Origin of the sequence: Roseobacter insulae, assembly GCF_019375555.1 — a bacterium.
GTDB classification, from domain to species: Bacteria; Pseudomonadota; Alphaproteobacteria; order Rhodobacterales; family Rhodobacteraceae; genus Roseobacter; species Roseobacter insulae.
In genome coordinates, this window is record NZ_JAHXDN010000002.1 from 879,112 (window position 1) to 902,795 (window position 23,684).

General features: G+C 62.4%; 19 protein-coding genes. 11 read left to right on the forward strand and 8 right to left on the reverse strand.

Annotation, left to right across the window (positions count from 1 at the left end; translation table 11 throughout):
* Positions 1 to 17: 17 nt before the first annotated feature.
* Entirely contained in the window at positions 18 to 1,742 is a 1,725-nt protein-coding gene (locus tag KX928_RS10445; protein WP_219501722.1) for an adenosylcobalamin-dependent ribonucleoside-diphosphate reductase, read from the forward strand.
* Positions 1,739 to 2,041, forward strand: a complete 303-nt coding sequence (locus KX928_RS10450) for a DUF1653 domain-containing protein (protein ID WP_219501724.1) — start codon at positions 1,739 to 1,741, stop codon at positions 2,039 to 2,041. The genes KX928_RS10445 and KX928_RS10450 overlap by 4 nt, the downstream gene beginning before the upstream one ends.
* A gap of 35 nt (positions 2,042 to 2,076) precedes the next feature.
* On the opposite strand, the gene KX928_RS10455 is transcribed toward KX928_RS10450, so the two are convergent.
* The 4 genes from KX928_RS10455 to KX928_RS10470 all read right to left on the reverse strand — a co-directional run bounded on the left by KX928_RS10455 (position 2,077) and on the right by KX928_RS10470 (position 8,605).
* A complete protein-coding gene (locus tag KX928_RS10455; RefSeq protein ID WP_219501726.1) occupies positions 2,077 to 3,624 on the reverse strand; it encodes an acetolactate synthase large subunit in 1,548 nt (515 codons plus the stop codon).
* Positions 3,625 to 3,807: 183 nt separating this feature from the next.
* Positions 3,808 to 6,075 carry a mechanosensitive ion channel domain-containing protein gene (locus tag KX928_RS10460; protein ID WP_308342288.1) on the reverse strand — a complete coding sequence of 756 codons (2,268 nt, stop codon included), beginning with the start codon at positions 6,073 to 6,075 and terminating at the stop codon, positions 3,808 to 3,810.
* A gap of 123 nt (positions 6,076 to 6,198) precedes the next feature.
* Positions 6,199 to 6,789 (reverse strand): hypothetical protein, encoded by a 591-nt coding sequence (locus KX928_RS10465; RefSeq protein ID WP_257883659.1) that lies wholly within the window; start codon positions 6,787 to 6,789, stop codon positions 6,199 to 6,201.
* Positions 6,776 to 8,605 (reverse strand): glycerophosphodiester phosphodiesterase, encoded by a 1,830-nt coding sequence (locus KX928_RS10470; RefSeq protein ID WP_219501728.1) that lies wholly within the window; start codon positions 8,603 to 8,605, stop codon positions 6,776 to 6,778. The genes KX928_RS10465 and KX928_RS10470 overlap by 14 nt, the downstream gene beginning before the upstream one ends.
* Positions 8,606 to 8,836: 231 nt before the next feature.
* Between KX928_RS10470 and KX928_RS10475 the strand changes: the two genes are divergently transcribed.
* Positions 8,837 to 9,841: an NAD(P)/FAD-dependent oxidoreductase gene (locus KX928_RS10475; RefSeq protein WP_219501731.1), complete on the forward strand. Its 1,005-nt coding sequence runs from the start codon at positions 8,837 to 8,839 to the stop codon at positions 9,839 to 9,841.
* A 12-nt stretch (positions 9,842 to 9,853) separates the two neighbouring features.
* Here KX928_RS10475 and KX928_RS10480 read toward each other — a convergent pair whose 3' ends face one another.
* Together KX928_RS10480 and KX928_RS10485 are read right to left on the reverse strand one after the other, a co-directional pair.
* Positions 9,854 to 10,615, reverse strand: a complete 762-nt coding sequence (locus tag KX928_RS10480; RefSeq protein ID WP_219501733.1) for a sulfite exporter TauE/SafE family protein — start codon at positions 10,613 to 10,615, stop codon at positions 9,854 to 9,856.
* Positions 10,616 to 10,722: 107 nt separating this feature from the next.
* Entirely contained in the window at positions 10,723 to 11,409 is a 687-nt protein-coding gene (locus KX928_RS10485; protein WP_219501735.1) for a fumarylacetoacetate hydrolase family protein, read from the reverse strand.
* A gap of 164 nt (positions 11,410 to 11,573) precedes the next feature.
* Here KX928_RS10485 and KX928_RS10490 point away from each other — a divergent pair, with 164 nt between their 5' ends.
* From KX928_RS10490 to KX928_RS10500, 3 genes are all read left to right on the forward strand, one after another.
* Positions 11,574 to 11,756, forward strand: a complete 183-nt coding sequence (locus KX928_RS10490) for a hypothetical protein (protein WP_219501737.1) — start codon at positions 11,574 to 11,576, stop codon at positions 11,754 to 11,756.
* Between the two features lie 163 nt (positions 11,757 to 11,919).
* Positions 11,920 to 13,449 (forward strand): acyl--CoA ligase, encoded by a 1,530-nt coding sequence (locus KX928_RS10495; RefSeq protein WP_219501739.1) that lies wholly within the window; start codon positions 11,920 to 11,922, stop codon positions 13,447 to 13,449.
* 1 nt (position 13,450) lies between these two features.
* Positions 13,451 to 14,428, forward strand: coding sequence for a 2-dehydropantoate 2-reductase (locus tag KX928_RS10500; protein ID WP_219501741.1), 978 nt, complete (start codon positions 13,451 to 13,453; stop codon positions 14,426 to 14,428).
* A 7-nt stretch (positions 14,429 to 14,435) separates the two neighbouring features.
* Here the strand turns inward: KX928_RS10500 and KX928_RS10505 are convergent, their stop codons facing one another.
* Positions 14,436 to 15,431: a pyridoxamine 5'-phosphate oxidase family protein gene (locus KX928_RS10505; protein WP_219501743.1), complete on the reverse strand. Its 996-nt coding sequence runs from the start codon at positions 15,429 to 15,431 to the stop codon at positions 14,436 to 14,438.
* A gap of 55 nt (positions 15,432 to 15,486) precedes the next feature.
* Entirely contained in the window at positions 15,487 to 16,107 is a 621-nt protein-coding gene (locus KX928_RS10510) for a glutathione S-transferase family protein (protein WP_219501745.1), read from the reverse strand.
* A 143-nt stretch (positions 16,108 to 16,250) separates the two neighbouring features.
* Here KX928_RS10510 and KX928_RS10515 point away from each other — a divergent pair, with 143 nt between their 5' ends.
* The 5 genes from KX928_RS10515 to KX928_RS10535 all read left to right on the forward strand — a co-directional run bounded on the left by KX928_RS10515 (position 16,251) and on the right by KX928_RS10535 (position 23,684).
* Entirely contained in the window at positions 16,251 to 17,141 is an 891-nt protein-coding gene (locus KX928_RS10515; protein WP_219501747.1) for a LysR family transcriptional regulator, read from the forward strand.
* Positions 17,142 to 17,235: 94 nt separating this feature from the next.
* Positions 17,236 to 17,919, forward strand: a complete 684-nt coding sequence (locus tag KX928_RS10520; protein ID WP_219502142.1) for an ABC transporter ATP-binding protein — start codon at positions 17,236 to 17,238, stop codon at positions 17,917 to 17,919.
* Complete coding sequence (locus tag KX928_RS10525; RefSeq protein WP_219501748.1) at positions 17,916 to 20,300, forward strand: ABC transporter permease; 2,385 nt, start codon at positions 17,916 to 17,918, stop codon at positions 20,298 to 20,300. Before KX928_RS10520 ends, KX928_RS10525 begins: the two co-directional genes overlap by 4 nt.
* Positions 20,290 to 21,339, forward strand: coding sequence for a lipocalin-like domain-containing protein (locus KX928_RS10530; RefSeq protein ID WP_219501750.1), 1,050 nt, complete (start codon positions 20,290 to 20,292; stop codon positions 21,337 to 21,339). The genes KX928_RS10525 and KX928_RS10530 overlap by 11 nt, the downstream gene beginning before the upstream one ends.
* A 104-nt stretch (positions 21,340 to 21,443) precedes the next feature.
* Positions 21,444 to 23,684, forward strand: coding sequence for a xanthine dehydrogenase family protein molybdopterin-binding subunit (locus KX928_RS10535; RefSeq protein ID WP_219501752.1), 2,241 nt, complete (start codon positions 21,444 to 21,446; stop codon positions 23,682 to 23,684).

Here is a 23,684-nt window from a genome sequence, read left to right on the forward strand (position 1 = left end):
AAAATCCGGGAGAGGCGATGTTCGACCATTCAAAGACTGACGTGACCCATTCTTTGTTCGATCAGCCAATTGCTGAACAGATATGGCGTACAAAATATCAGTATAAAACAGTCTCCGGTGACGTCGATCACACGGTTCAGGACACGTGGCGCCGGGTGGCCGACGGTCTTGCGGTGACCGAAGAGGCGGCACAGCGCCAAGACGTGGCCGATACATTCTATGCGGCCATGGAGGATTTCAAACTGCTGCCTGCGGGGCGAATCCTCTCGGGCTGCGGAACGCCCCGCAATGTGACGCTCTCGAATACATTTGTCATGCGAACGCTGCCGGATTCGGTTGCCGGCATCATGGATACGGTGAAGGAAGCCGCCCTGACAATGCAGATGGGAGGCGGTATCGGGTTCGATTTTTCCACCATCCGACCGCAGGGCACATTGGTGCAGGGGCTTGACTGCCCCGCTGCGGGCCCACTTGCTGCGATGGATATCTGCGATTCCGTTTGCCGGATGCTGGTGACCGGCATGGGGCGGGGCGCGATGATGGCCACCTTGCGGTGTGACCATCCTGACATCGAGGCCTTTATCCACGCCAAATCGGCGCGCACGCGCCTGCGCAACTTCAACATGTCGGTCATGATCACGGACAGGTTCATGCAGGCCGTGGAGGCCGATGCGGAGTGGGACCTGATCTGGAACGGTCAGGTGGTTCGCCAGGTTGCGGCACGACAGCTGTGGCAAGCGATCATGCGCCAGACCTATGATGCGGCGGAACCGGGCGTGTTGTTCATTGACCGGATCAACGCTGAAAACCCCCTGAATTACACGGAAGTGCTGTCGGCCACCAACTCCTGTGCTGAGCAGCCCCTGCCGCCAAACGGCACATGTCCTCTGGCTTCCATCAACCTCGCGCGGCTTGTACAAACCCCGTTTGAGCCGGGGGCGGAGCTTGATCTGGCGGCGTTGCGTCAGCTGACCGGGGTCGCGGTCCGCATGTTGGATAACGTGATCGATGTCTCGCGCTTCGCGACGCGCGCGCAATTGCATGAAGCCACGCAGAAACGCCGCATCGGGCTCGGCGTGACCGGGGTTGGGGATGCGCTGGTGATGGCGGGTGCGCGATATGGCTCTCCAAGGGCCGTCCGCCTCGTGGACACATGGATGCGCACGATACAGAACGCGGCCTATCTGGCATCCGCACAGCTTGCGAAGGAACGGGGGGCGTTCCCGCTTTACGATGCTGTGCACCACCTTGGCCAGCCTGTGTGCCAGCGTCTCGACGCGGCCGTTCAGAAGCAGGTTGCCGCACACGGGTTGCGTAACGGCGTGCTGACGACAATCGCGCCGACCGGCACGATTTCCATGCTGGCAGGCAATGTTTCGTCGGGGATCGAACCCATGTTCTCCACCGCTTACCGGCGCATGGTGACGCAGCCGGACGGCACCAAGACCGAAGAAGAGGTGCAGGATTATGCCGCATGGCTGTATCGTCAGATGCATGGTGCAGATGCGCCGCTGACCGACGCGTTTGTCACCGCGATGGATTTGCGACCCAGCGATCATGTGCGCATGCAGGCGGCGGCGCAACGCTGGGTCGACAGCGGAATATCCAAGACAGTGAACTGCCCTGAGACTATTCGGTTTGACGCTTTCGAGAACGTGTATCTGGAAGCCTATAGATCCGGATGCAAGGGTTGCACGACGTACAGGCCGAACGCGGTGACCGGGTCGGTGCTGGCAGCATGATGCGTGTGTCAGTCATCCACCGCCTGCTTGCGGCCCGGCGATTGTGGCGCGTGCCTTTCATGGCAGCGGGCCGCCGGACCCGGACCATGACAGGACCGGGCGGCCTTCGGGCACCGGACTGGGCCGCGACGCACCGGCATAGGAAGGGCGGGCTTTACCGCGTGCTGGCGCGGGGCATACTGGAAAGCGACCGCAGCGATGTGGTCATTTACGATGACCCGGACGGGACGGTCTGGGTGCGCTGCGCCCGTGAGTTTGAGGATGGACGATTTATCCCCGAAAAGCCCGCGTCAAACTGAGCCGCCCGCCCCAAGAGCCGCTGCAAGGCGCGGCATCAGGGGCACACCACCTCGATCAGCGACGGGCCGTCACTGTCCAGACCGGCTTTCAGGGCGCGCACAAAGCTGTCCATATCATCGGTGCGACTGGCGGGAACGCCGTGGCCCTTGGCCAGCGACACCCAGTCAAGCGTCGGGTTCTCCACGTCGAACATCGCCCGGGCGTTCTGGCCGTAGCTTTCGACACCCACGTTCGTCAGCTCATCGCGCAGGATCTGGTAGCCCTTGTTGGCAAAGACGATGACCGTGACATCAAGGCTCTCGCGCGCCATCGTCCACAAGGACTGCAAGGTGTACATGGCCGATCCGTCACCGACGAGCGCGATCACTTTCTGATCCGGGCAGGCGGTGGCGGCACCCGTGGCGCAGGGCATGCAAAGCCCGATCGCACCACCGGTACCACTGAGCAGGTCGTGCGGTCGCGCCGTTGCAGTGGGTGGCATCACATGAAAGCCCGACGTTACGGATTCGTTGCACAGAATTGCGTTCTCGGGCAGCAGTGCGGCCAGGGCGCGTCCGACCTTGTCCAGCGTCAGAGTACCCGTGGGGATATCGGGCAGGTCCAGCGCATACGTCCGGGGCCGGGATTGCGCGTTCACGCCCACGGCGTCAGCCAATGCCTGCAAGGTCCATTCTATGTCCATCCTGGGCGTGCACAGATCTGCGATGACACATGTAGCGGGCTCCGGCACGCTCGGCTTGCCCGGATAGGCAAAAAAGGCGACCGGACGATCAGTGCCCACCAAGGTGATCGAAGAGGTATGCGCCAGCTGGGCGATCTTGGGATCAACCGGGTAGACCAGCTGATCGATCTTTGCCGAGCCCGCGCCCTTGGATATGCGCGGGATCAGCGTGTCCACCATCAGGCGACAGCCGGTTTCGGCGGCGATCTGACCGGCCAGCTGTCGCAGCGGTCCAAAAAGCGCCTCCCCGCCGATCATCAGGGCTGCACCTTCGGTTTTCAACCGTGCTGCGGCCGCCGCTACCTCGGCGGAGGAGGGGCGGGTCAGGGCGGCGGGGGGCAGGCTGACGGCGGGTCCGGTTGCCGGATCCCAGGCAGTATTGGCTGGCAGGATCAGGGTGGCGATCTGTCCGTTGTCCGCCCGCGCCGCGCGGATGACTTCGGCACCGTCATGGGCCACGCAGGCTGCATCCGGTGACACCCGCGTCCAGTGGCTGACCGCCTGGCTGATGCCCACGATATCCCCCTTGAGCGGGCTTTCGTAGCGCAGGTGATGGGTGGCATGGTCGCCGACGATACTGACGATGCCGGACGTGGCCTTTCGCGCGTTGTGAAGGTTGGCATAGGCATTCCCGACCCCCGGCGCGAGATGAAGCAACGTCCCCGCAACATCGCGTTTCATGCGGAAATACCCATCGGCGGCCCCGGAAGTGCCGCCTTCGAAGAGGCACAGAACACAGGTCATCTCGGGGTGGGAATCCAGCGCCGCAACAAAATGCATCTCAGAGGTGCCGGGGTTCGCAAACACGGTATCCACCCCGTTCTGCAAGAGCGTCTTTACGAGGGATTCAGCGCCGTTCATCATGTCTCCGATACAAGTGCGTGGTGTGTTCGGGGTTGAAGATTGCATTCCGCGCGGGCAGGCACAATCACCTGCGGCTTCGCAGATGATGGAAAACGCTCACACTGCGATGGCATAGCCTTGGCCTCCCCGTGATCCGCGCAGGGCGGGCAGGCGCCTCCTTCTGGCGCCTGTCATCGCGGGCTACTTGCTTTCAGCCGCCGCGGCCTCGGCGCTCTTGAGGTTGGCATCCACGGCCCCGGTCACGGCCGCTTTGACGGCGGCCTTTTCGGCGTCATCCAGGTTTTCATTGTCATCGACGCCGGGCATTTCGACGCGCACCTCGCGGCGCGCAAACTCGATGCCGTTGGCTTTGAACTCGTTGCGCACGCGGTTGTAAATCTCCTTGCGGATGGTGAACTGGGTGCCCGGTTTCGCCATGAATTTCCCCCGCATGACGATGCCCACATCATCAAACTGGAACACGCCCTGGCTTTTGAACGGCTCAAGGAAGTCGTCTTTGAACAGCGGATCTTCCATCATCTCGGCCCCGATCTTCTTGAAGATCTTCTTGACCTTGTTGGGGTCGGTTTCAAAAGGAACCGTGAACATCAGCTTCATGATCACCCAGTCGCGGCTGAAATTGGTCACCTTGTCGATGCTGCCGTAGGGGATGGTGTGAACATTGCCGCGGTGGTGGCGCAGCTGCATGGAGCGTATCGAGATCTTTTCGACCGACCCCATCGTGCCGCCGACATCCACATATTCACCGACGCGGAACGCATCGTCTATCAGGAAGAAAATGCCCGACACGATGTCGGTCACCAGTTTTTGGGCGCCAAACCCGATGGCCAGACCAAGGATACCGGCACCGGCAAGCAGCGGGGTGATGTCGATGCCGAGACTGCCGACGGCAAGCAGGCCGAAGATGGTTGCAATGGCGACCTGAGCCGCCATCAGGATCAACGGCAGCACCGTGGCCAGACGGGAGCCACCTGCGCCGCCGCCTTCGCCCGCGGCCTGATCGGTGGTGACCTCGGCGGTGCGCTCTCGGGTCAGCCGGCGGTTAATCCACAGCGACGTCAATTCGTAAACAACATAGCCGACCGCGCAGATGATGATGAACTCGATGATGTTTCCGGCGACCTGTGACCCATCACCGGCAGTTGCGACCCCGCGCAGGTCAATGTCCCAGGCATTGGCGATGATCAGAACGATGAACCCAATGGCCAGAACGCGCCCGATACGGATCAGGCTGCGCTTGTTGGACCTGTACGCCTGTTCGGCCACGGGGCCTTCGCCGATCATGGTCGGTTGCAAATGCCGCACGAGCCCCCGGATGGCGGTGTCGATCAGCGGGGTCATCAGCAGCCAGAACATGGTCTTGATGTGGGGGGCGGTCGCCAGCAGGCCGAAGTACCCGTAGCCCGCGACGATGTTGGCGACCATCCAGGTCACCGCCGCCGCCGCCATGGCGAAATACGGATAAGACCGGGCGAGCTGTGCGTCAAAGACGGTGCGGTCCGGGTCAGTGCCAAGCATCATGTCGGTCAGACCTTCCCTGCCGAACCATGCGATCGCGATGATGTAAATATGCAGCGCGATGCTCAGCCAGAAGCCGATACGGGTGTCAGCGAGCGGCACGTCAAAGCGGATGTTGAAACCGATGAGAAAGAAACCAACGCCGATAAACAGCGCAAGACCAACGAAATGACGGTGGAAATACGCAGCCCATGTGTCGTTGATGCTGACCAGGCGGTAGCCGGGCTGTTTCGGCGCAATGGCAAATCGAGACAGGGCGGCAGCGAGGCGAGGCAGCAATACCAGATACTTCACCGCGGGTGCTGCGACGGTGATTTGCTGGGGCGTGAGCAACAGCTGGCCAACCGTGCGGGCGACCACGTAAAACACGATGAGCCCCAGAATTTCACGCCACAAGCGGCGGATCAGAAAGCTCAGCATGCCGGGCAATGTACCCGTGTCAGGGTCCTTCCGGTCGGCGCGGCGGTGGACAAGCGCCAGCACCAGACGTTCGGCCGCGTAGCCTGCGATCAGGGCAATCGCTGTCAATCCGACCAGCGATAAAACTCCGCCCGGTCCGAAGGTGGCCAAGAAATTGCCGACAGCTTCGGACTGCTTTGCAACCAGCACCGGCAGATGGGTGATGGCGTCCAGGATGGGCGTGTAGAAAGCGGCCCAGGTCGCGTTGAACATCTCGGTGAGCGTGGGGCGCGCCGCCGCGGTTGCGGTCTCTGCCAATGCGACGGCGTCCAGCCGTTCCAGCAGCATGGCCCGCACCTGATCGTCGGACATGCGCGCAACCAGTTCGCGAACCGCCTCGGGGCTTTCCGGGTCGACGGTGGTTTGAGTGGCCATCGTGCCTGTCGAAGCACCGGTCACCTGTGCGTCAGAGGCAGATACAACAGTGAACGTGGTCCACAGCGCCAGCAGAAGGCAAATAACCTGTCGCACAAAAATCTCCTTAAAATAAGCTTTCTAGTGTCGGAGCTTGCACGAAATCGCAATCAGGAGAAGAGCCGAAGTTGCCACCGGCGGGAAAAAGCCGCCCTGCGGGGTGAGCACGCGCGTCAGTTATCAGTTATGTGTGGCAATCGGTGGTGCGGGGGCCTCGCCGAACGCGGCCGAGCAATCGGGATAGCCATACCCCCAGCGCCAGGACAGGCCGGAGCAGGGCCCACCGCCCAGCCGAACCGCGAGGAACATCGCCTGTGCAATGCCGCGATACGCGACACGCAGGGTGTTTTCGCCGATACCGTAAGCCTCGGATTGCGTTGCCATGTCGCGGTCGCCCTGCGCCAATACGCAGCTCTTCAATGCCTGATCGGCTTTCAGACGCGCGGCGTAGCTTTCGCTGGCATCAGATGCCCCCCCTGCGATGTGATACTGCCTGTCGTGTGCCACGCAACAGTCTTCCCATGGCGGCCCGTCGCCCTGTGCCCGGGCCATTTGCGGGAACTGCCGCAGTGTCGACCGCCAGACTGTGGACATGCCCCCGCTGCATCCGTCCGACGTGAACGCGACCGGAGAGGTCTTTTTAATCTCGCGCATCAGCACACGGTGGGCCGGAAGCTCGGTCAGCTGTTCGAAGCGAGATACCTCCTGCGCATCCAGTCCGGTCGCCAGCAGCGCCACGCATACACAAAACCCGCCCCTAGGGATCAGCATTGCGGTACTCATTCTCGTCGAAGGTCAACCCGGCGCGGTCCGCGAAGAGAATGAACAGGCGTTCCGCGGTGGTCAGATCGGACCGGGTCTCCATCACCTGCCGAGCCAGGGCCGGTTCATCCGTGATGATCCCATCGACGCCCAGCGACATCAGCGCGGACATCGTCAGCGGTTCATTCACTGTCCAGACGTAGAGCTTTTTGCCCTGTGCCCTTGCGCGCTGTACCAGCTGCGGCCCCGCCATCGACGTGCTGACAGCAATGAAATCCGCATCGAGCGCGGCGAGGTTGCCGACAGCCGTCGCGGCCAGAACGCCGGTTGGCCAGCCGGGCCGCAACGCGTTCATCTTCTGCACGGCGGGATATTTCAGCGACATGGTTGCAACCTGCGCCGCCATGCCCGCCGCTTCGACAATGCTGACGGTGCGCGCCTCCAAATCCTGATCGTGACCATAGTATTTCAGTTCGATCAGCAGCTTCGCCCTGTCACGGGTGACGTCCAGCACCTGTTTCAGGGTGGGAATGCGTTCTTCGGCATAAAGCGGATCGAACCAGCTGCCGATGTCGATGCCGGCGAGATCCTCTGCCGTCGCCTCCCAGATCTTCAGATCGACACCGGCGAGTTTCATGAAGTCACTGTCGTGCATCACGACCACGTCGCCCTCCGCGGTTTCCTGCACGTCGATTTCCACCCAGTCTGCACCGTCCTCGACCGCCTTGCGGACCGAGGCGAGGGTGTTTTCCGGCCGTGTGCCAGCGGCACCGCGGTGGGCGATGATCTCGATATTCGGCGCGCTCTGCACCCGGTTGATCAGCAGCACCCCGCCCAGAAGCCCGAACAGGGCCAAAAGGGCGGCTGCGAAAACCATCTGCCGCGGTGCAAACAGGGACCGTGTATCCTGCGGTACAATCGGCTTTGGGTGGCATTCGTGTTCGTGCAGGTCATAAAGCAGCCGCGCCAGCGCGCCCAGCGACACAGCGCTGATGATCATGCCACACACCCACCAGAGCGCGGCATAGCCCATGGCAAGGGTCAGCTTCCCGCGAAATGCCGTGCCGAACCCGTCAGCGGCGTGACGGATCAGCCATCCGAAGACCACGGCCAGAACAAAGGCGAGTGCCGTGCGTATTGCCAGCCATACCAGCAGCCCGCGCAACAGTCGCCACCGCTTGTGCGCCATGATGCGCGCGCTTTCGCGAAAACAATCGCGCGGCGGGACCTCGTCGAACAGCACCAGATGCAATGACACGCTCCAGTGTAAAAGCTTCATTGTCACAATCACCGTCATGAGGCCCATCACCATGGCGATCAGCGCCAGACCCGACAGAAACTCGGGCGGGCGCGCCGTCAGGTAGTAGTTGATGTCATATGCGCCAAAATAGCTCTGCGCGATGAGCAGGCTGACCCCGGTGAAGGGCGTGGTGATCAGCACAATCCGCAGCACAAGGCGCAGTGCGTATCCGGCAACCGCGCGGAACCGCTGGCCCAGCAAGATCAGCGTTAAGCGCAGCGCGTTGAGGCTACTCTTGCTGTGGTTCTGCAATGCGACTGTCATCGCCGCCAATCCCAGAACGGATGCGATCAGAATGATCGCCGAAATTCCCAGAAAGACCGGGAATCCAAGCGGGGAAATAAAGAAACGCGCAATATCCTGATCCGTCAGCGCGGCCTGGCCAGAGAGGGATATCGCCAGCGTGATGACTGCGGATGTGACGGGCAAAATGACCGCAAGGCTGAGTAGCCGCACCGCCAGAAAGATCGGCACGATCACGCCGCGACGCGCCCAGGTGTCGATATAGGCCTGCGCGACGGTCATGACATTCCCCGATCCCCTTAACGTATTCGCGCGGCCTGCATGGCACGGATCTGCACGCGGCCCGACCCGCAGCCTAGCCGCTCGGGTGGCGCGCGTCATGCTGAATCTGCGGTCCCTACCGGCCCGGTGGAGCGCGCGCGGACAAACCGTCGCACCGATTTATCCCAGGCCCGTTGTTGTTTTGCCACCCCGCGCTAGGTGGTCTGGCGCAGGACAAGGGGCAGGGTTGAAATGTCGACGAAAAACAAGATTGCGATCATCGGTGCGGGCATTAGCGGCTTGTGTCTGGCGCATCGACTCAAGGACGTGGCGGCGGTGCGGATCTTTGAAAAATCACGCGGCATGGGCGGCCGAATGGCCACGCGCAGGGCGGGTGCCTTCCGGTTCGATCACGGCGCTCAGTATTTTGCCGCGCGGGGAGAAGCCTTCAAGACGTTTCTCGCCCCCTTCATTCGCAGCGGTGTGGTTCAGGCGTGGCAGCCGCGGCTGACGGTATTGCCGCATGACGCCGGTCGTGATCCGCAGGTCTGGACGGCACCGCGATATGTGGCGACGCCGGGCATGAATGGTCTGGCCAAACAGCTCGGCCGGGACCTTGACGTTGTGCTTGAAACGGAAATCGGCGCGGTGACTGCCGAGGACAGCAGATGGCGGCTGACAACCACCGGCGGGCATGATCTGGGCCTCTTCGACTGGGTGATCAGCACCGCGCCCGCCGCGCAGACCGACCGGTTGCTACCAGCGGATTTTTTCGGCCATGCGCCGCTGAAGGCCACGATCATGCAGGGCTGTTACAGCCTGATGCTTGCCTTTGATCATCCGCTGCCGATGTCGTGGGATGCGGCGCACGTAGCACAGGATCCGCTGGCGTGGATCGCGGTGAATGCCACCAAACCGGGGCGCGGCGATGCGCAGTGCATCGTTGCCCAGTCTTCGAATTCATGGGCCGCGGCGCATATGGAGCGCGATCAGGGGGAGGTCCGTGCGGTGCTTGTCGCGGCCTTTGAAGAGATCACGGGCCAGAGTGTCGCGACAGCCGCCGCCGTGACGATACACCGCTGGCGTTATGCGAATGTTGTCGCGCCCGCAGGCCAGCCGTTTCTGCTGGACAAGGCCCACCGATTGGCGGCGGCAGGGGATTGGTGCGGTACCGGTAAAATCGAAGCCGCCTTCGAGAGTGCCACGGGTTTGGCGGAGGCGCTGCTGCCGCTTCTGCACCGTCGGGTCGAGGGGTAAGACCCCCGGCTGTCAATCTGCTTGAAACCAAATATCGGTGGCCCCGGCATAGATCAGCCTGAGGGCCAGAATGGTCAGGATGGTGTTGAGCAGGCGTATGAAAAATCGCTCGTTGATCCGAAAGAGCAGGTGACGCCCGGCGACGGAGCCGAGAAACCCCGAGACGATCAGCAGGACAATCAGACCCGCCCATTGTGAAAAGGCGAAACCAAGCAGGCCGAAGACGATGGTTTTCAGAAGATGCTGAAGCGTCATGCACGCCGCATGTGTCGCGACATGTGTTATCCGGTCCAGTTCAAGTGTCTTGATATAGGCTGCGACGAAGGGGCCGGTGCCCCCGAAGAACATGGTCAGGAAGCTGGACAGCGCACCGGTCACCGCCGCGGATTTGCGCATCAGCGCCGGCGGCCTGAACAGGATTGTCCACAGGATAAACAGGCCGACCGCGATCTGCAGCGCCCCTGCATCCAGCTGAACCACGGACAGACCTCCGACAGCGATCCCCGCGAGAGAGCCAAGCACAAAGGGCGTCATCATGCTGGTGTAGACGTTTTTTCTGAACAGGAAAAATCGCCCGGCATTTGACCCCAGCTGCACCAGCCCGTGCACCGGCACGATTGCCGCCGGTGGAACGAAGGTTGCCAGCACCGCCAGCATGACAGCGCCCCCGCCGATGCCGAAACCCGCCGTGATCAGCGAGCCCAGAAAGCTTGTGCCGATCAGCACAATCGCGATGGGCCAGCCAAGACCTGCATGCAACAGCTCAGCGATCATTCAGGCGGTCGCGCCTGGCGGGTGCGCCCTGTCGCGGGCCGCAAGCGCGCAGCGCCCGCTTGTTTGCCCTGCCGAGGGGAACGACGGGTAGCCTGCAGTCGAAACACTCACACAACCGCAACCGTCATCCTGCCCAACCCTTCGATGGATACCTCCATCGTATCGCCCCTGACCACCGGTCCCACGCCGGAGGGTGTGCCCGACAAGATCACATCGCCCGCCGCCAGTTCGAAGTACTCGGAAAGATAGGCGATCATTTCTGGCACTTTCCAGATCAACTGGTTCAGGTCGCCTTCCTGTCGCAACGCTCCGTTCACGGTCAATGAGATGGCGCCTGTATCCAAATGGCCAACGGTAGAGGCGGGGTGCACCGGCCCCACAGGCGCGGAGCGTTCGAAGGCCTTGCCGATCTCCCAGGGCCGCCCCGCTTTCTTCATATCGCCCTGCAGATCGCGGCGCGTCATATCCAGCGCCAGCGCATATCCAAAGACATGGTCGAGCGCTGTCGACACCGGGATATTGGTGCCGCCGCTGCGCAGCATGACGGCAAGCTCGGCCTCGTGGTGCACATCGGAGGTGTGAGGCGGGTAGGGAAACGCGCCGCTGGTATCGAGGTTATCGGGGTTCTTCTGAAAGAAAAACGGCGCTTCACGGTCCGGATCGTGACCCATTTCAATGGCATGTGCTGCGTAGTTTCGACCAATACAATACACCCGGCGCACCGGGAAAAGCGCCTCCGTGCCAACAACGGGCAAGGTCACGACCGGAGGTGTTTCGATGACGAATGTCGGCATGGTTTTTCCTGTGCGTAAGAACCTGCTGTCAAACAGCATAACTGTCTCGAGCTATCGCAACCAATCCGCTGAAACTCAAGCTTTACCCTTGATTTCGAATGGCGAGGCACGATTATTGGCGTAATCTTGTAATTGCTGAGCTGCTGTCGGAGCGTAACGCGCAGATGAAACCACCCCCCTCAGAACGTGATACGGCCCCTGACGACCTGCGGGCGGCCCTCCGTGACCTGCGCCGCTCCGGGCCGCACGACAGCTTGCTGCGTGGCGCTTCGGTGATCACCCGGCGCAGCGGGAAAAGCCCCATCCGCACCCGGGGCTTGGTTGCGGCCCGGCTGTCACCACCGTGATAGCGCGGATCAGAAAACATCGTGCGAAACATATCAATTCGGTCACGGCGCGATTTTTTAAAGACCGGTGAGCATTTCTCCGCGTGGCATCCGGAAGCAATTGAGTTAGCAGTGATTTCAAGCGGTCGCTGGCATGCCATACACTCGAAGCAAGGACATCCTCATGCACAAAACCATACAATCATTGCTCTCCGAACATGACGGGTCAGCCCTTGCGATCGGCGCACCGGATCGTGGTTGGATGACCTATGAGTGTCTGCGCGATCTGGCTCACGAAGTCGCCGACGCGCTGCACGGCATGGGGATCGGCAAGGGCGACAGGGTCGCGATCGTGCTGCCCAACGGGCCGGAGATGGCGGCGGCATTTGTCAGCATTGCACAGGTGGCCACAACCGCGCCGCTGAACCCGGCTTATCGCGAAGAGGAATATGCCTTTTACCTGTCGGACCTGAAGGCCAAGGCCCTTGTTGTGGCAGAGGATTACGACGGCGCGGCGCTGGGTGCCGCCGAAAAGGCGGGCATGATGGTTATTCGCCTGCGCGTTCCGGTCGGCTCGCCGGCCGGCTACTTCACTCTCAGCTCGGAACATTCAGGGATCGTTGGTAAAAAGGATGTCTCGCCCGATGATGTCGCGCTCATCCTGCATACGTCGGGCACAACGTCGCGCCCCAAGATCGTTCCGCTGTTGCAGTCTAATGTTGCAGCCTCGGCGGAACACGTGCGGATGTCGCTGAACCTGACGCCGGAGGATCGGTGCCTGAATGTCATGCCGCTCTTCCACATCCACGGGCTGATCGCGGCTGTTGCAGCTTCGCTGGCCGCCGGTGCCTCTGTCTGGTGCGCGCCGGGCTTCGACGCGCTGAAGTTTTTTGGCTGGATGAAGGAGGCAAAGCCGACATGGTACACCGCCGTGCCCACGATGCATCAGGCGATCCTGGCCCGGGCGGCACGCAATGAGGAGATCATTGACGCCACCCGCCTGCGGTTCCTGCGCTCCTCTTCCGCCTCGCTGCCGGCCCAGGTGATGCTGGCGCTCGGGGATACGTTCGGCGCGCCGGTTGTGGAAGGTTACGGGATGACCGAGGCCGCGCACCAGATGGCCTCCAATCCTCTGGACGACGGCGCGCAAAAACCCGGATCGGTGGGTGTCGAGGCCGGGCCTATGGTGCGTATCGCGCATGAAACGGAGAACCACCTGATCGACGATATCGGCGAGGTCGTGATTTCCGGACCCAATGTTACCCCCGGGTACGAGGGCAACCCGGAAGCCAACGAGAAGAGCTTTTTTGACGCAGAAGGCCATCGGTGGTTCCGCACCGGTGATCAGGGCGCCTTTGATGAGGATGGTTATCTTGTCCTGACCGGACGGTTGAAGGAAATCATCAACCGCGGCGGTGAAAAGATCAGCCCGCTTGAAGTGGACGGCGTGTTGCTGGATCATCCGGCGGTGGGGCAGGTCGTGACCTTTGCGCTGCCCCATCCAAAGCTGGGCGAAGAGGTCGCCGCCGCGGTTGTCCTGCGCGAAGGCGCAGAGGCCAGCGCACAGGATATCCGCAGCTTTGCCGCCACGCGCATGGCCGATTTCAAGGTGCCGCGCAAAGTCATCATCATGGATGAAATTCCCAAGGGCGCGACAGGCAAGATGCAGCGCATCGGCCTCGCCGAGAAATTGGGACTGGTGGAAAAGGCCTGACATGAGAATTTGCATATTCGGGGCCGGGGCCATTGGTGGGTACATGGGGGTCAAGCTGGCGCAGGCCGGCGCGGACGTGAGCCTTGTCGCGCGCGGCCCGCATCTGGCCGCGATGCAGGAGAAAGGCCTCACGCTGATCGATGCGGAAGCGGGCAGAACAACCGTTGATGTCCGCGCGCGTGAAAAGCCCGAAGATCTCGGCCCGCAGGATTACGTCATCGTGACGCTGAAAGCGCATTCCGTGCCCTCCGTCGTTCCGAAGCTTCAGCCCCTGATGCATCCCGGCACCACCATTGTCAGCGGCGTCAACGGCGTGCCCTGGTGGTATTTTTACAAAAGCGGCGGTGATCTGGAGGGCACGCGCCTGCGCAGTGTCGACCCGGATGACGTGCAGTGGAACGGATGGGGTCCGGAGCGGGTGCTGGGGTGCGTGGTCTATCCCGCCGCCGAAGTCAGCGAACCCGGTGTCATTCGCCATATTGAGGGGAACCGGTTTTCGCTGGGCGAACCGGACGGGTCGAAATCCGATCGGGCGACGGCGCTGTCGAAAGTGCTTGTTTCCGCAGGTCTGAAAGCGCCGGTGCGTCCCAGGTTGCGCGATGAAATATGGGTCAAGCTCTGGGGCAACCTGTCGTTCAATCCGATTTCCGCGCTCACCCATGCGACGCTGGATGTGCTGTGCAACGACGCAGGCACCCGCGCGGTGGCGCGCGGCATGATGCTGGAGGCCCAGACCATTGCTGAAAAGCTCGGCGTGAAGTTTCCTGTAAGCGTCGACCGCCGGATCGACGGGGGGGCTGCGGTTGGTGCGCATCGAACATCGATGCTGCAGGATCTGGATGCGGGACGCCCGATGGAGATCGATGCGTTGGTCACCGCCGTGCAGGAGTTGGGACAAATAACCGACACGCCGACACCGACCGTCGACACCGTGCTCGCGTTGATCCGGTTGCGCGCCCGCACCGCCGGGCTTTACTGAGCGCGTTTTAGCGGCGGGCTGCCAGCGCTGCCGCAACCTCGTCCCATGTGCCGGTCTTTTCGATGTTGGGCGCGCCGTCCTGCTCTGTCCAGGTTACGGGCAGCGCGGCGCGCAGCCGAAGAACCCGGCGCACTTTCAACTGCCAGAACCGCGTCGCCCCGCGAAATTCCGCAATCTCTTGCGGGTCCCAGTGGATGTCGGTCGTACCGCTGACCATCAACAGGTCTCCTGTCGTGTAATCAATGAATAGCAGGCCGGCGCGCGGGTTCTCGATCATGTTTCCGAGCGTGTTGAAGAAATTGTTTCCGGAAAAGTCCGGGACGGTGAGCGTGTCGCGCTCAACCTTTACAAACCCGCGCCGACCGCCGCGGTGAGATACATCCGCGCCATGCACGCCACCGCCGGCCGCATGAGGTTGGGTTGCTGTGGCGACAAAGAATGTTTCGGCTGCGCGGATCATCTGTCGCGCCGCATCATCCAGCGTGTCACTCGTTTCCTTGACCGGCGCGCTTCTGGCGTGGTGCGTGAGATCTGCGTCGCGGGTCTTGATGTATTGCGGGCAGTTGCCGAACGACTGATCCACCGAAACCTCGAAACCCTGGTCTCCCACCTGCGCGACGTGCCCGTTTACACGGTTGCGCCGCCGGTTGCTCAGACCCATTCCCACGAACCCCAGGGATCTGCCCGGTGTCAGGGCGTCGTTCAGCGGGTCGCCCGCAAGCGGCTGCGCCGTGAGTGTCAGGCTGCGGCTGTCCGGAGTGGTGATAAAACCCGGACCGCCATAAAGCACCGAGGCCCATGGCCAGCCGGCGTCATCCACATGTCCGACGAAGATCATCGGGAGATCAGCGAAAAAAGCTCTGTGCTGGTCGGGCATGAAATCGCGCACCGCACGTCGGCCCAGTGTTTCCAACCTGTCGCGCACCCCGGATTTTTCCTGCGCGGCACGCTCGCCCCTGTGAAAGGGAGAGGTTTTTTGGGTCCATCCGCTGTCTGTGGGCATCGATCTTCTTCCCTTCGAATAAGGCGCGCGGCACAGGTGCGCCGCGCGGCCCAGATCAGGCGGCCAGACCGGCCTTGGTGGCGGGCATCGGCACGAAACCTTTCAGGTGTTCGATCCGGGTCAGCAGGGCGCGCACATTTGGATACTCCTCAAGGGAGATGTTGCCCTCCGGCGCATGTGCTGTGTAGCTGTAGATCGCGACATCGGCGATGCTGGGGCGGGCGCCAACCAGCCACTCCCGGTTCTGCAGATGCTGTTCAAGCCGGTTCAGGGCAATTGTTGCCACCGCCTTGCAACGATCCGCATCCAGCGCAGCACCGAAGACGGTGATCAGCCGGGCGGCGGCGGGACCATTGGCAATTTCCCCCGCTGCCAGCGACAGGAAACGCTGTACTTGGGCCTCCATCACCGGTGAGGCAGGCAACCAGTCCGGCGCATACTTGCGCGCCAGATACACGAGGATCGCGTTGGAATCTGTGATCACGGTGTCGCCATCCTCCAGCACCGGCACCTGGCCTGCGGGGTTCAGCGACAGGAAGGGCTCGGCCTTGTGAGCCCCATTGGCGAGATCGACGTCGATCAACTCGTAATCGATGCCGATCAGGCTGGCAAAAAGCTCAACTCGGTGACTGTGACCGGATTTGGCAAACCGGTGAATGCGAACGGGCGCGGGCATAAACTGTTCCTTTCGATGTCTTCAGATCAGGGAGGTCCGTATCGTGAGGGCAATCTAGGGAACGTCCGAAATGAGAATAATATATCAATTACGCGAATTATTATGTACGAAAAGGACATAAATTACAGGATGTACCTTGCGCAATGGACAAGATCGAAACGATGCGCGCTTTTGCCGCCGTCGCACAGGACAAAAGCTTCACGGCTGCGGCAAAAAGGCTGGGTGTCAGCACCAAGCTCGTCAGCAAATACGTGGCGCAATTGGAAAACCGTCTGGCCGTGCAATTGTTCAACCGCACGACACGCAGCGTCGCGCTGACCGATTCCGGTCAGGCCTACCTTGAGCGCTGTAAATCGCTGCTGGAACAGTTTGACGAGTTGGATGCCCTTGTGCAGGACCGGCAAACCGCGCTGTCCGGCCCGATCCGCCTGACGGCCCCCACGGGTTTTGGCAGCACCAAGCTTATTCCGCCGCTGCGGGACTTCATGCAGACACATCCCGGTGTCACCCTTGATCTGCGGCTGACCGACACGCGGGTTGCCCTTGTCGAAGAAGGGCTGGACCTTGCCATTCGGATCGGCGCGCTGCCGGATTCGACGCTGGTTGCGCGGAAACTATCGGACATGCCGCTGGTCATTTGCGCATCGCCTGACTATCTGGCCACACATGGTACACCCGATCATCCCGCGGCCCTGTCAACCCACAGCTGCCTGATCAACGACGGCCGCCTTGCCCCTGAAACATGGCCGTTTTTCAAGAATGGCCGCAGTCACGCGATACATGTGTCGGGTGGGTTTCACGCCAATGCACCGGCGGCAATCGCTGAAATGGCGATGGGCGGTCTTGGCGTGGCGATGAGCCCCATGTACGCGGTCGAAACCGCGCTGGCCACGGGGCAACTGCTGCGTCTCTTTGCGGACTACAAGACCGAGGATATGGGGCTTTATGCATTATACCCGCCGAACCGGCACCTAACATCGCGTGTTCGGGCACTGATCGATCATCTGGTGGGCAGCTATGCCGGGCGGTGGTAGCACCCGTGGTCTGATGCCACAGGTCGGCACGGATGGGCTTGCGCAATCCGTGAAATGCGCCATGTCAGTAACAACACAACTGTCAGGACAGCCCATGGTGCTGAACATACAACATCTGTCGAAACGCTACGATACGGGTGCGGAACCGGTCGAGGTGCTCACGGATGTAAGCTTTGAACTCGATGGCACTGAAACGCTGGCCCTTGAAGGTGAATCCGGCAGCGGCAAAAGCACGCTGCTGCATCTGGTCGGCGGGCTGGACCGGGCGAGTGGCGGCCTGATCGAGGTTGATGGCATCGACATCACATCGCTGCCCGATGGCAGGACCGCGCAATTGCGGCGAGACACGGTGGGGCTGATTTTTCAGCAGTTCAACCTGATCCCCAGCCTGACGGTACAAAGCAATATCGCCTTTCACGCACGGCTGGCCGGGCGGCATGATCCCGACTGGGCGCAGTATCTGGCAACGCGGATCGGCCTGCAGGATCACCTGCAGAAATACCCCGAGGCGATTTCCGGCGGGCAGCAGCAGCGGGTGGCGATCGCACGTGCGCTGGCGGCGCGCCCCAAGCTGCTGCTGGCGGACGAACCGACCGGCAACCTGGATGAGGCGACGGCGGATACGGTCCTGGGCCTGATGCTGGAAAGTGCGGCGGAGGCGGGCACGGCGATCCTGATGGTCACCCATTCGCCCCGGCAGGCTGCGAGAATGCAGCGGCGTCTGACGCTGTCACGCGGCAGGGTACAGCGCGCAGGTGTCGCGGTGGCCGCATCGTGACCCGCCTGGGCCTGATCGCCCTGCTGTCACACTGGCGGCGCAACCCGTGGCAGCTGTTGACCCTGATTGCCGGGCTGGCGCTTGCCACTGCCTTGTGGTGCGGTGTGCAGGCGATCAATGCCGAGGCGCGCGCAAGCTACGATAAGGCGGCAGACGTGTTGGCATCGGGCGCTTTCAATGCAATGCGCAAGGCCGACGGATCGGCGTTTTCCACGCAGGATTACGTTGCCTTGCGCCGCATGGGATGGCAGGTCAGCCCGGTCATCGAAGGCACCATTGAACGTAACGATCACGTGGTGCAGCTTGTCGGCATAGAACCGATGACGCTGCCGCAATCCCTTTTGGAGCGGGAGACCGCTGGCACGGAGGCGGCGCGCGGCAACGGCACGCTGTTGCAGGCGCGCGCGCTTTTTGTGCATCCGGATGACGCGGCGGCTTTCACAGAGGAAAACGTGACGTTGCACCTGAATGCGCAGCGACCCGTCGGCACAGCGCTCGGGGATATCGCCACGGTGCAGGGGCTGTTGCGCAAACCGGATGAAATCACGCGCCTGATCGTGGATACCGTGCAGCCGATGGGTCTGCCGCCGATACCGGAGACCTACCGGATCGAGAGCGGCGCGGGGCAAACCGATGTGGCGCGGCTGACCCGGAGTTTTCATCTGAACCTGACCGCATTTGGGCTTTTGTCCTTCGCTGTCGGCATTTTTATCGTCTATGGCGCCGTCGGACTGGCATTCGAGCAGCGTCGCGGGGTGTTCCGGACCCTGCGCGCGCTGGGGATGCCGGTGCGGCGCCTGATGGTCTTGCTGGCGCTGGAACTTGGTGTCTTCTCGTTGATTGCGGGTGGTCTCGGGGTGGCCCTTGGGTACCTGATCGCCGCTGCTCTGCTGCCGGATGTGGCGGCCACGCTGCGCGGTCTCTACGGGGCCGAAATCACCGGTCAGTTGCAGCTGCGCCCGGCATGGTGGCTGTCGGGCCTGGGCATGGCCTTTGCAGGCACCGGGATTGCGGCGGCGGCGGCCCTGATCAAGCTTGCCCGCCTGCCGCTCTTGTCGTTCAATCACCCGCGCGCCATGAGCATGCACGCGCTCGCGTCGGGGCGCTGGATGGCGGCGGTGGCCTGCCTGCTTTTCGTGTCGGGGTTTGCGTTTGCCCTTTGGGGAGAAGGGCTCTTTGCCGGGTTCGCCCTGCTGGCCTGCCTGCTGGTGGGGGCCGCGTTCTGCCTGCCCGCCCTGTTGGCCCTGGCGCTGCAGGCCGCCGGTCGGATCAGCCGTGGCGCGCTGGCGGAGTGGTTCTGGGCGGACAGCAGGCAACAGCTGCCCGGGCTGTCCATGGCCCTGATGGCGTTGCTTTTGGCGATGGCGGCCAATATTGGTGTGTCGACCATGGTATCGAGTTTCCGGCTGACGTTCACCGGGTACCTCGATCAACGCCTGTCGTCAGAGCTTTACCTGCGTCTCGACACGGCGGACCAGGCGGAAATCGTTACCTCCGATCTGGTCACCCGGGGGGTGACCGTGCTGCCCATCATCTCTGAAGAGATCCGCATTGCCGGACTGCCCGCCGAGATCTACGGCGTGCGCGACCACGCGACATACCGCGAAAACTGGCCCATTCTGGCGGCCGTGCCGGACGTCTGGGACCAGCTCGCAGCGGACAGGGGCGCGTTGATCAACGAGCAACTGGCGCGGCGAAATGACCTTGGGCCGGGCGACGCGCTGCCCACCGGTGATCCTGTCCTGGGCGTATACAGCGACTATGGCAACGCGGCAGGCCAGGTCGTCATTTCCGAGGCCGAGTTCGCCCGCAGGTACCCGCAAAAGCGGGCCGTGCGCTTTGGGCTGCGCGCTGATGATCCAGAGGCTGTCGCGCAATACCTCCGGGCGACCTACGGGCTGCAGGGGGACGCGCTGATCGATCAGGCGCAACTCAAGGCATTCTCCCTGTCGGTATTCGAACGCACATTTTCCGTGACGGCGGCGTTGAACCTGCTGACGCTCTCTGTCGCCGGGCTGGCCATTCTCATCAGCCTCTTGACGCTTGCGACCCTGAGGCTGCCGCAGCTTGCACCCGTCTGGGCGCTTGGCCTGACACGGCGTCACCTTGCGCTGCTGGAACTGCTGCGCGCGCTCTGTCTGGCTGCCATCACCGGGCTTTTTGCGGTGCCGCTTGGGCTGATGCTGGCATGGGTTCTGCTGGCGGTGGTCAATGTTGAGGCCTTTGGCTGGCGTCTGCCAATGTTCCTCTTCCCGGCAGAATACCTGCAGCTGGGGATACTGACTCTGTGCGCCGCGCTGCTGGCGGCCCTGTGGCCTGCCATCCGGCTGGCGCGCACGCCGCCGGACAGGTTGTTGAGGGTGTTTAGCAATGAACGGTAACCCGCTGGTTCTGATTGTTTTTCTGTGGATGTCGCTGGCCTGTTCGGCGTTTGCGCAGGGGTTTGCGGGTCTTGGCAGCGATGCGGAAGGCTTCGCTGTTCCGCACCGGGGTTACGCGTTTGACTTTCCCGCCGATCATGGCGCGCATCCGGCGTATCGCATCGAATGGTGGTACGTCACCGCGAACCTGCAGGATGCCGAAGGCACGCCCTACGGCCTGCAGTGGACGTTGTTCCGAAGTGCCCTTGCGCCCGAGGACACATCGGACTGGGACAGCCCGCAGCTTTGGCTGGGGCATGCGGCCGTCACCACGCCAACTCATCATCACGTCGCGGAACGGCGGGCACGGGGCGGGATCGGGCAGGCGGGCGTGACCGCGTCGCCTTTTGAAGCCTGGATCGATGACTGGCAGATGGCAGGGGCCGACATGGAGGCCGTGAGCCTGCGCGCGGCCGGGCCGACCTTTTCGTATGACATGGCTTTGACGGCACAGGGGCCCTTGGTGTTCCATGGCGAAGATGGCTTTTCGCAGAAATCAGCCTCTGGCCGGGCAAGCTATTACTACTCGCAGCCATTCTTTGACATCGCCGGCACGTTGAAACTGCCCGACGGCGAGATCGACGTCACCGGCCAGGCCTGGATGGACCGGGAATGGGCGTCGCAACCGCTGGGCGCGTCGCAGGTCAGTTGGGACTGGTTCTCCATGTCATTCGATGACGGTGCCAAGCTGATGGGGTTCACGCTGCGCGACACCGAGGGTGATGATTATACCGCGGCCACATGGATCAGCCCGCAGGGCGAGGCCACAGCGTTTCCGGACGGCGCATTCAGCGCCCTGCCAATGGCCAAGAGCGCTGTCGCGGGGCGAATGATCCCCACGACGTGGCGGGCAATGCTGCCGCAAAAGGGTGTAAATGTCACAATCCGGGCCCTGAACCCGCAGGCGTGGATGGCGACTTCCATCCCCTATTGGGAAGGCCCAGTGACGATCAGCGGCAGCCATTCGGGCCGGGGGTATCTGGAGATGACCGGGTATTGAGCGCGTGGGTGACGTTCGGTTATTCTGCGTACACCCGATGACCGGGTTTTCGGACGAAAAATACACCTGTAGGCGTGTGATGAACTCGCGCAATGGAGCTTTTTATGTCCCGTATTGGCACAATGACACGACGCGGCTTGCTGATCGGATCAGCGGCAATCGCCGGTGGCGTGGCATTTGGCACTTACCGTGTGATGACCCCGCATTCAAACCCTTTGCGCAGGTCGCTGGGGCCGGACGAGGCCAGTTTCAACCCCTATGTGCGGGTCACGTCGCAGGGTGTTACTCTGATCACGCCCCATGTTGATCTGGGGCAGGGGGCAGCCTCCATGCAGGCCGCGCTGATCGCCGAGGAAATGGATCTGGAGTTTGGTCAGTTCGAGACCGAGCTCGCCCAACCTGACCCTGCGTATTTCAACACGGCCCTTGCGGATGACGCGGTGCCGTTCATGTCCACGGACACCGGAGTTCTGGCCGAAACAACGCGGGAGGCGATGGGCATGATGATGAAGCTTGCCGGGGTTCAGGTCACCGGCGGGTCAACCTCGGTGCCCGACAGCTTCGACAAGCTGCGGCGGGCGGGGGCTGTTGCCCGTGAAACGCTGAAAGCGGCGGCGGCTGAAATGACCGGTCAACCGGTCCCGGCGCTCGGCACGCGGGGCGGTACAGTTGTTCTGCCGGATGGCGTGAGCATTCCCTACACCGAGCTCGCGGAAATCGCCGCCACGCTGGATCCGGTGACAGATGTCAACCTGCGCAGCCCCGACCAATGGCGCCTGATTGGTCAGCAGATGCAGCGGCTAGATATTGTCGCGAAGTCCACCGGTCGTCAGCCCTACGGTATTGATCTGCAACTGGACGGCATGGTGTTTGCCGCCGTCAGGTGCAATCCGCGCAAGGGCGGCGGGCTGAAGAGTTTCGAGGCCCAGGCGGCGGCCTCTCTGCGCGGCGTTCAGCGCATCCTGCGGGTGACCGGCGGGGTGGCGGTGATCGCAGAGAATACCTGGTATGCGATGCAGGCCCTTGATGCGATTGACTATGACTGGGGCGAAGCGCCTTACCCGGCCGAACAGGCGGACCATTGGGCCGCGGTAGCAGCCGCGTTTTCCCCTGACGCATTGGACAAGGTCTGGCGGGACGACGGGGATGCGCTTGCGGCACTGAAAAGCGATCCCGACATGTCGGTGACCTACAAAGCACCCTATGTGGCGCATCAACCTCTGGAGCCGCTGAACGCTACCGTGAAAGTCACGCAGGACAGGGCGGAGGTCTGGGCATCGCACCAGATGCCTCGGTTCGTTCAGCAGCGCGTGGCAGAGCGGACCGGTCTGCGGCCGGATCAGGTCGTGTTTCACAATCAGTTTGCCGGGGGCAGTTTCGGGCATCGTCTTGAGTTCGACAATATCGACCGCGCCACCGAAATCGCCATGCAGCTGGAGGGTACGCCGGTCAAGCTGACCTTCAGCCGCGAAGAAGACTTTGCGCAAGACTACCCGCGCCAGATCGGCATGGCGCGCGCCACGGGTAAGGTGCGCGACGGGCAGGTCACCGCCCTGAACCTTGAAATCGCCACCCCCTCTGCCGTGCGCAGCCAGATGGGGCGGGTCGGTATGCCTGTTCCGGGGCCTGACACGCAGATCGCTGCGGGCGCATGGAACATGCCCTATGACATTCCCGATCTGCGCGTCGCGGCCTATGCCGCCCCGGAGTTGGCGCCAACCAGTTCGTGGCGGTCCGTTGGCGCATCGACAGCCGGGTTCTTTGCGGAATGCGCGCTGGATGAGCTGATCCTTGCAGCCGGTGCCGATCCGATGACTGAGCGCCTGCGCCTGGTGAACGATCCGGTGGCCAGGGGCGTGCTGGAGGCCGTGGCCGACATGTCGGACTGGGGCAGCGCCATGCCAGATGGACGGGGGCGGGGCCTTGCCCTCGTCAGCTCTTTCGGCGTCCCGGTCGCCGAGGTTGTGGAGGTGGCCGAGACCACCGCCGGGATCAGGATCGACACGGTTTTTGTCGCCGCCGACGTGGGGCGGGTCATCGACCCGGACAATTTCGAGAACCAGGTACAGGGTGGGGTGATTTGGGCACTGGGCCACGCGATCAATTCAGAGATCACATTTTCTGACGGGCAGGTGGCGCAGGCGAACTACTATGATGCCGAAGGGATGCGGTTTTCCCAGACGCCGGAAATCAGGGTGCGCGGCCTTGAGACCGCAGCGAAAATCAGAGGTATCGGCGAACCCCCGGTGCCACCGGCAGCACCGGCGCTGGCCAATGCTATCTATGCCGCGACCGGGCAGCGCCTGCGCGAGATGCCATTCAACCGATATCTGGATTTTGTCTGA

What these genes read in the sequence shown, in the direction of transcription:
- KX928_RS10445 (WP_219501722.1), top strand. Translation starts at nt 18, where the DNA reads ATGTTCGACCATTCAAAGACTGACGTGACCCATTCTTTGTTCGATCAG.
- KX928_RS10450 (WP_219501724.1), top strand. Translation starts at nt 1,739, where the DNA reads ATGATGCGTGTGTCAGTCATCCACCGCCTGCTTGCGGCCCGGCGATTG.
- KX928_RS10455 (WP_219501726.1), bottom strand. Translation starts at nt 3,624, where the DNA reads ATGAACGGCGCTGAATCCCTCGTAAAGACGCTCTTGCAGAACGGGGTG.
- KX928_RS10465 (WP_257883659.1), bottom strand. Translation starts at nt 6,789, where the DNA reads ATGCTGATCCCTAGGGGCGGGTTTTGTGTATGCGTGGCGCTGCTGGCG.
- KX928_RS10470 (WP_219501728.1), bottom strand. Translation starts at nt 8,605, where the DNA reads ATGACCGTCGCGCAGGCCTATATCGACACCTGGGCGCGTCGCGGCGTG.
- KX928_RS10475 (WP_219501731.1), top strand. Translation starts at nt 8,837, where the DNA reads ATGTCGACGAAAAACAAGATTGCGATCATCGGTGCGGGCATTAGCGGC.
- KX928_RS10480 (WP_219501733.1), bottom strand. Translation starts at nt 10,615, where the DNA reads ATGATCGCTGAGCTGTTGCATGCAGGTCTTGGCTGGCCCATCGCGATT.
- KX928_RS10485 (WP_219501735.1), bottom strand. Translation starts at nt 11,409, where the DNA reads ATGCCGACATTCGTCATCGAAACACCTCCGGTCGTGACCTTGCCCGTT.
- KX928_RS10490 (WP_219501737.1), top strand. Translation starts at nt 11,574, where the DNA reads ATGAAACCACCCCCCTCAGAACGTGATACGGCCCCTGACGACCTGCGG.
- KX928_RS10495 (WP_219501739.1), top strand. Translation starts at nt 11,920, where the DNA reads ATGCACAAAACCATACAATCATTGCTCTCCGAACATGACGGGTCAGCC.
- KX928_RS10500 (WP_219501741.1), top strand. Translation starts at nt 13,451, where the DNA reads ATGAGAATTTGCATATTCGGGGCCGGGGCCATTGGTGGGTACATGGGG.
- KX928_RS10505 (WP_219501743.1), bottom strand. Translation starts at nt 15,431, where the DNA reads ATGCCCACAGACAGCGGATGGACCCAAAAAACCTCTCCCTTTCACAGG.
- KX928_RS10510 (WP_219501745.1), bottom strand. Translation starts at nt 16,107, where the DNA reads ATGCCCGCGCCCGTTCGCATTCACCGGTTTGCCAAATCCGGTCACAGT.
- KX928_RS10515 (WP_219501747.1), top strand. Translation starts at nt 16,251, where the DNA reads ATGGACAAGATCGAAACGATGCGCGCTTTTGCCGCCGTCGCACAGGAC.
- KX928_RS10520 (WP_219502142.1), top strand. Translation starts at nt 17,236, where the DNA reads ATGGTGCTGAACATACAACATCTGTCGAAACGCTACGATACGGGTGCG.
- KX928_RS10530 (WP_219501750.1), top strand. Translation starts at nt 20,290, where the DNA reads ATGAACGGTAACCCGCTGGTTCTGATTGTTTTTCTGTGGATGTCGCTG.
- KX928_RS10535 (WP_219501752.1), top strand. Translation starts at nt 21,444, where the DNA reads ATGTCCCGTATTGGCACAATGACACGACGCGGCTTGCTGATCGGATCA.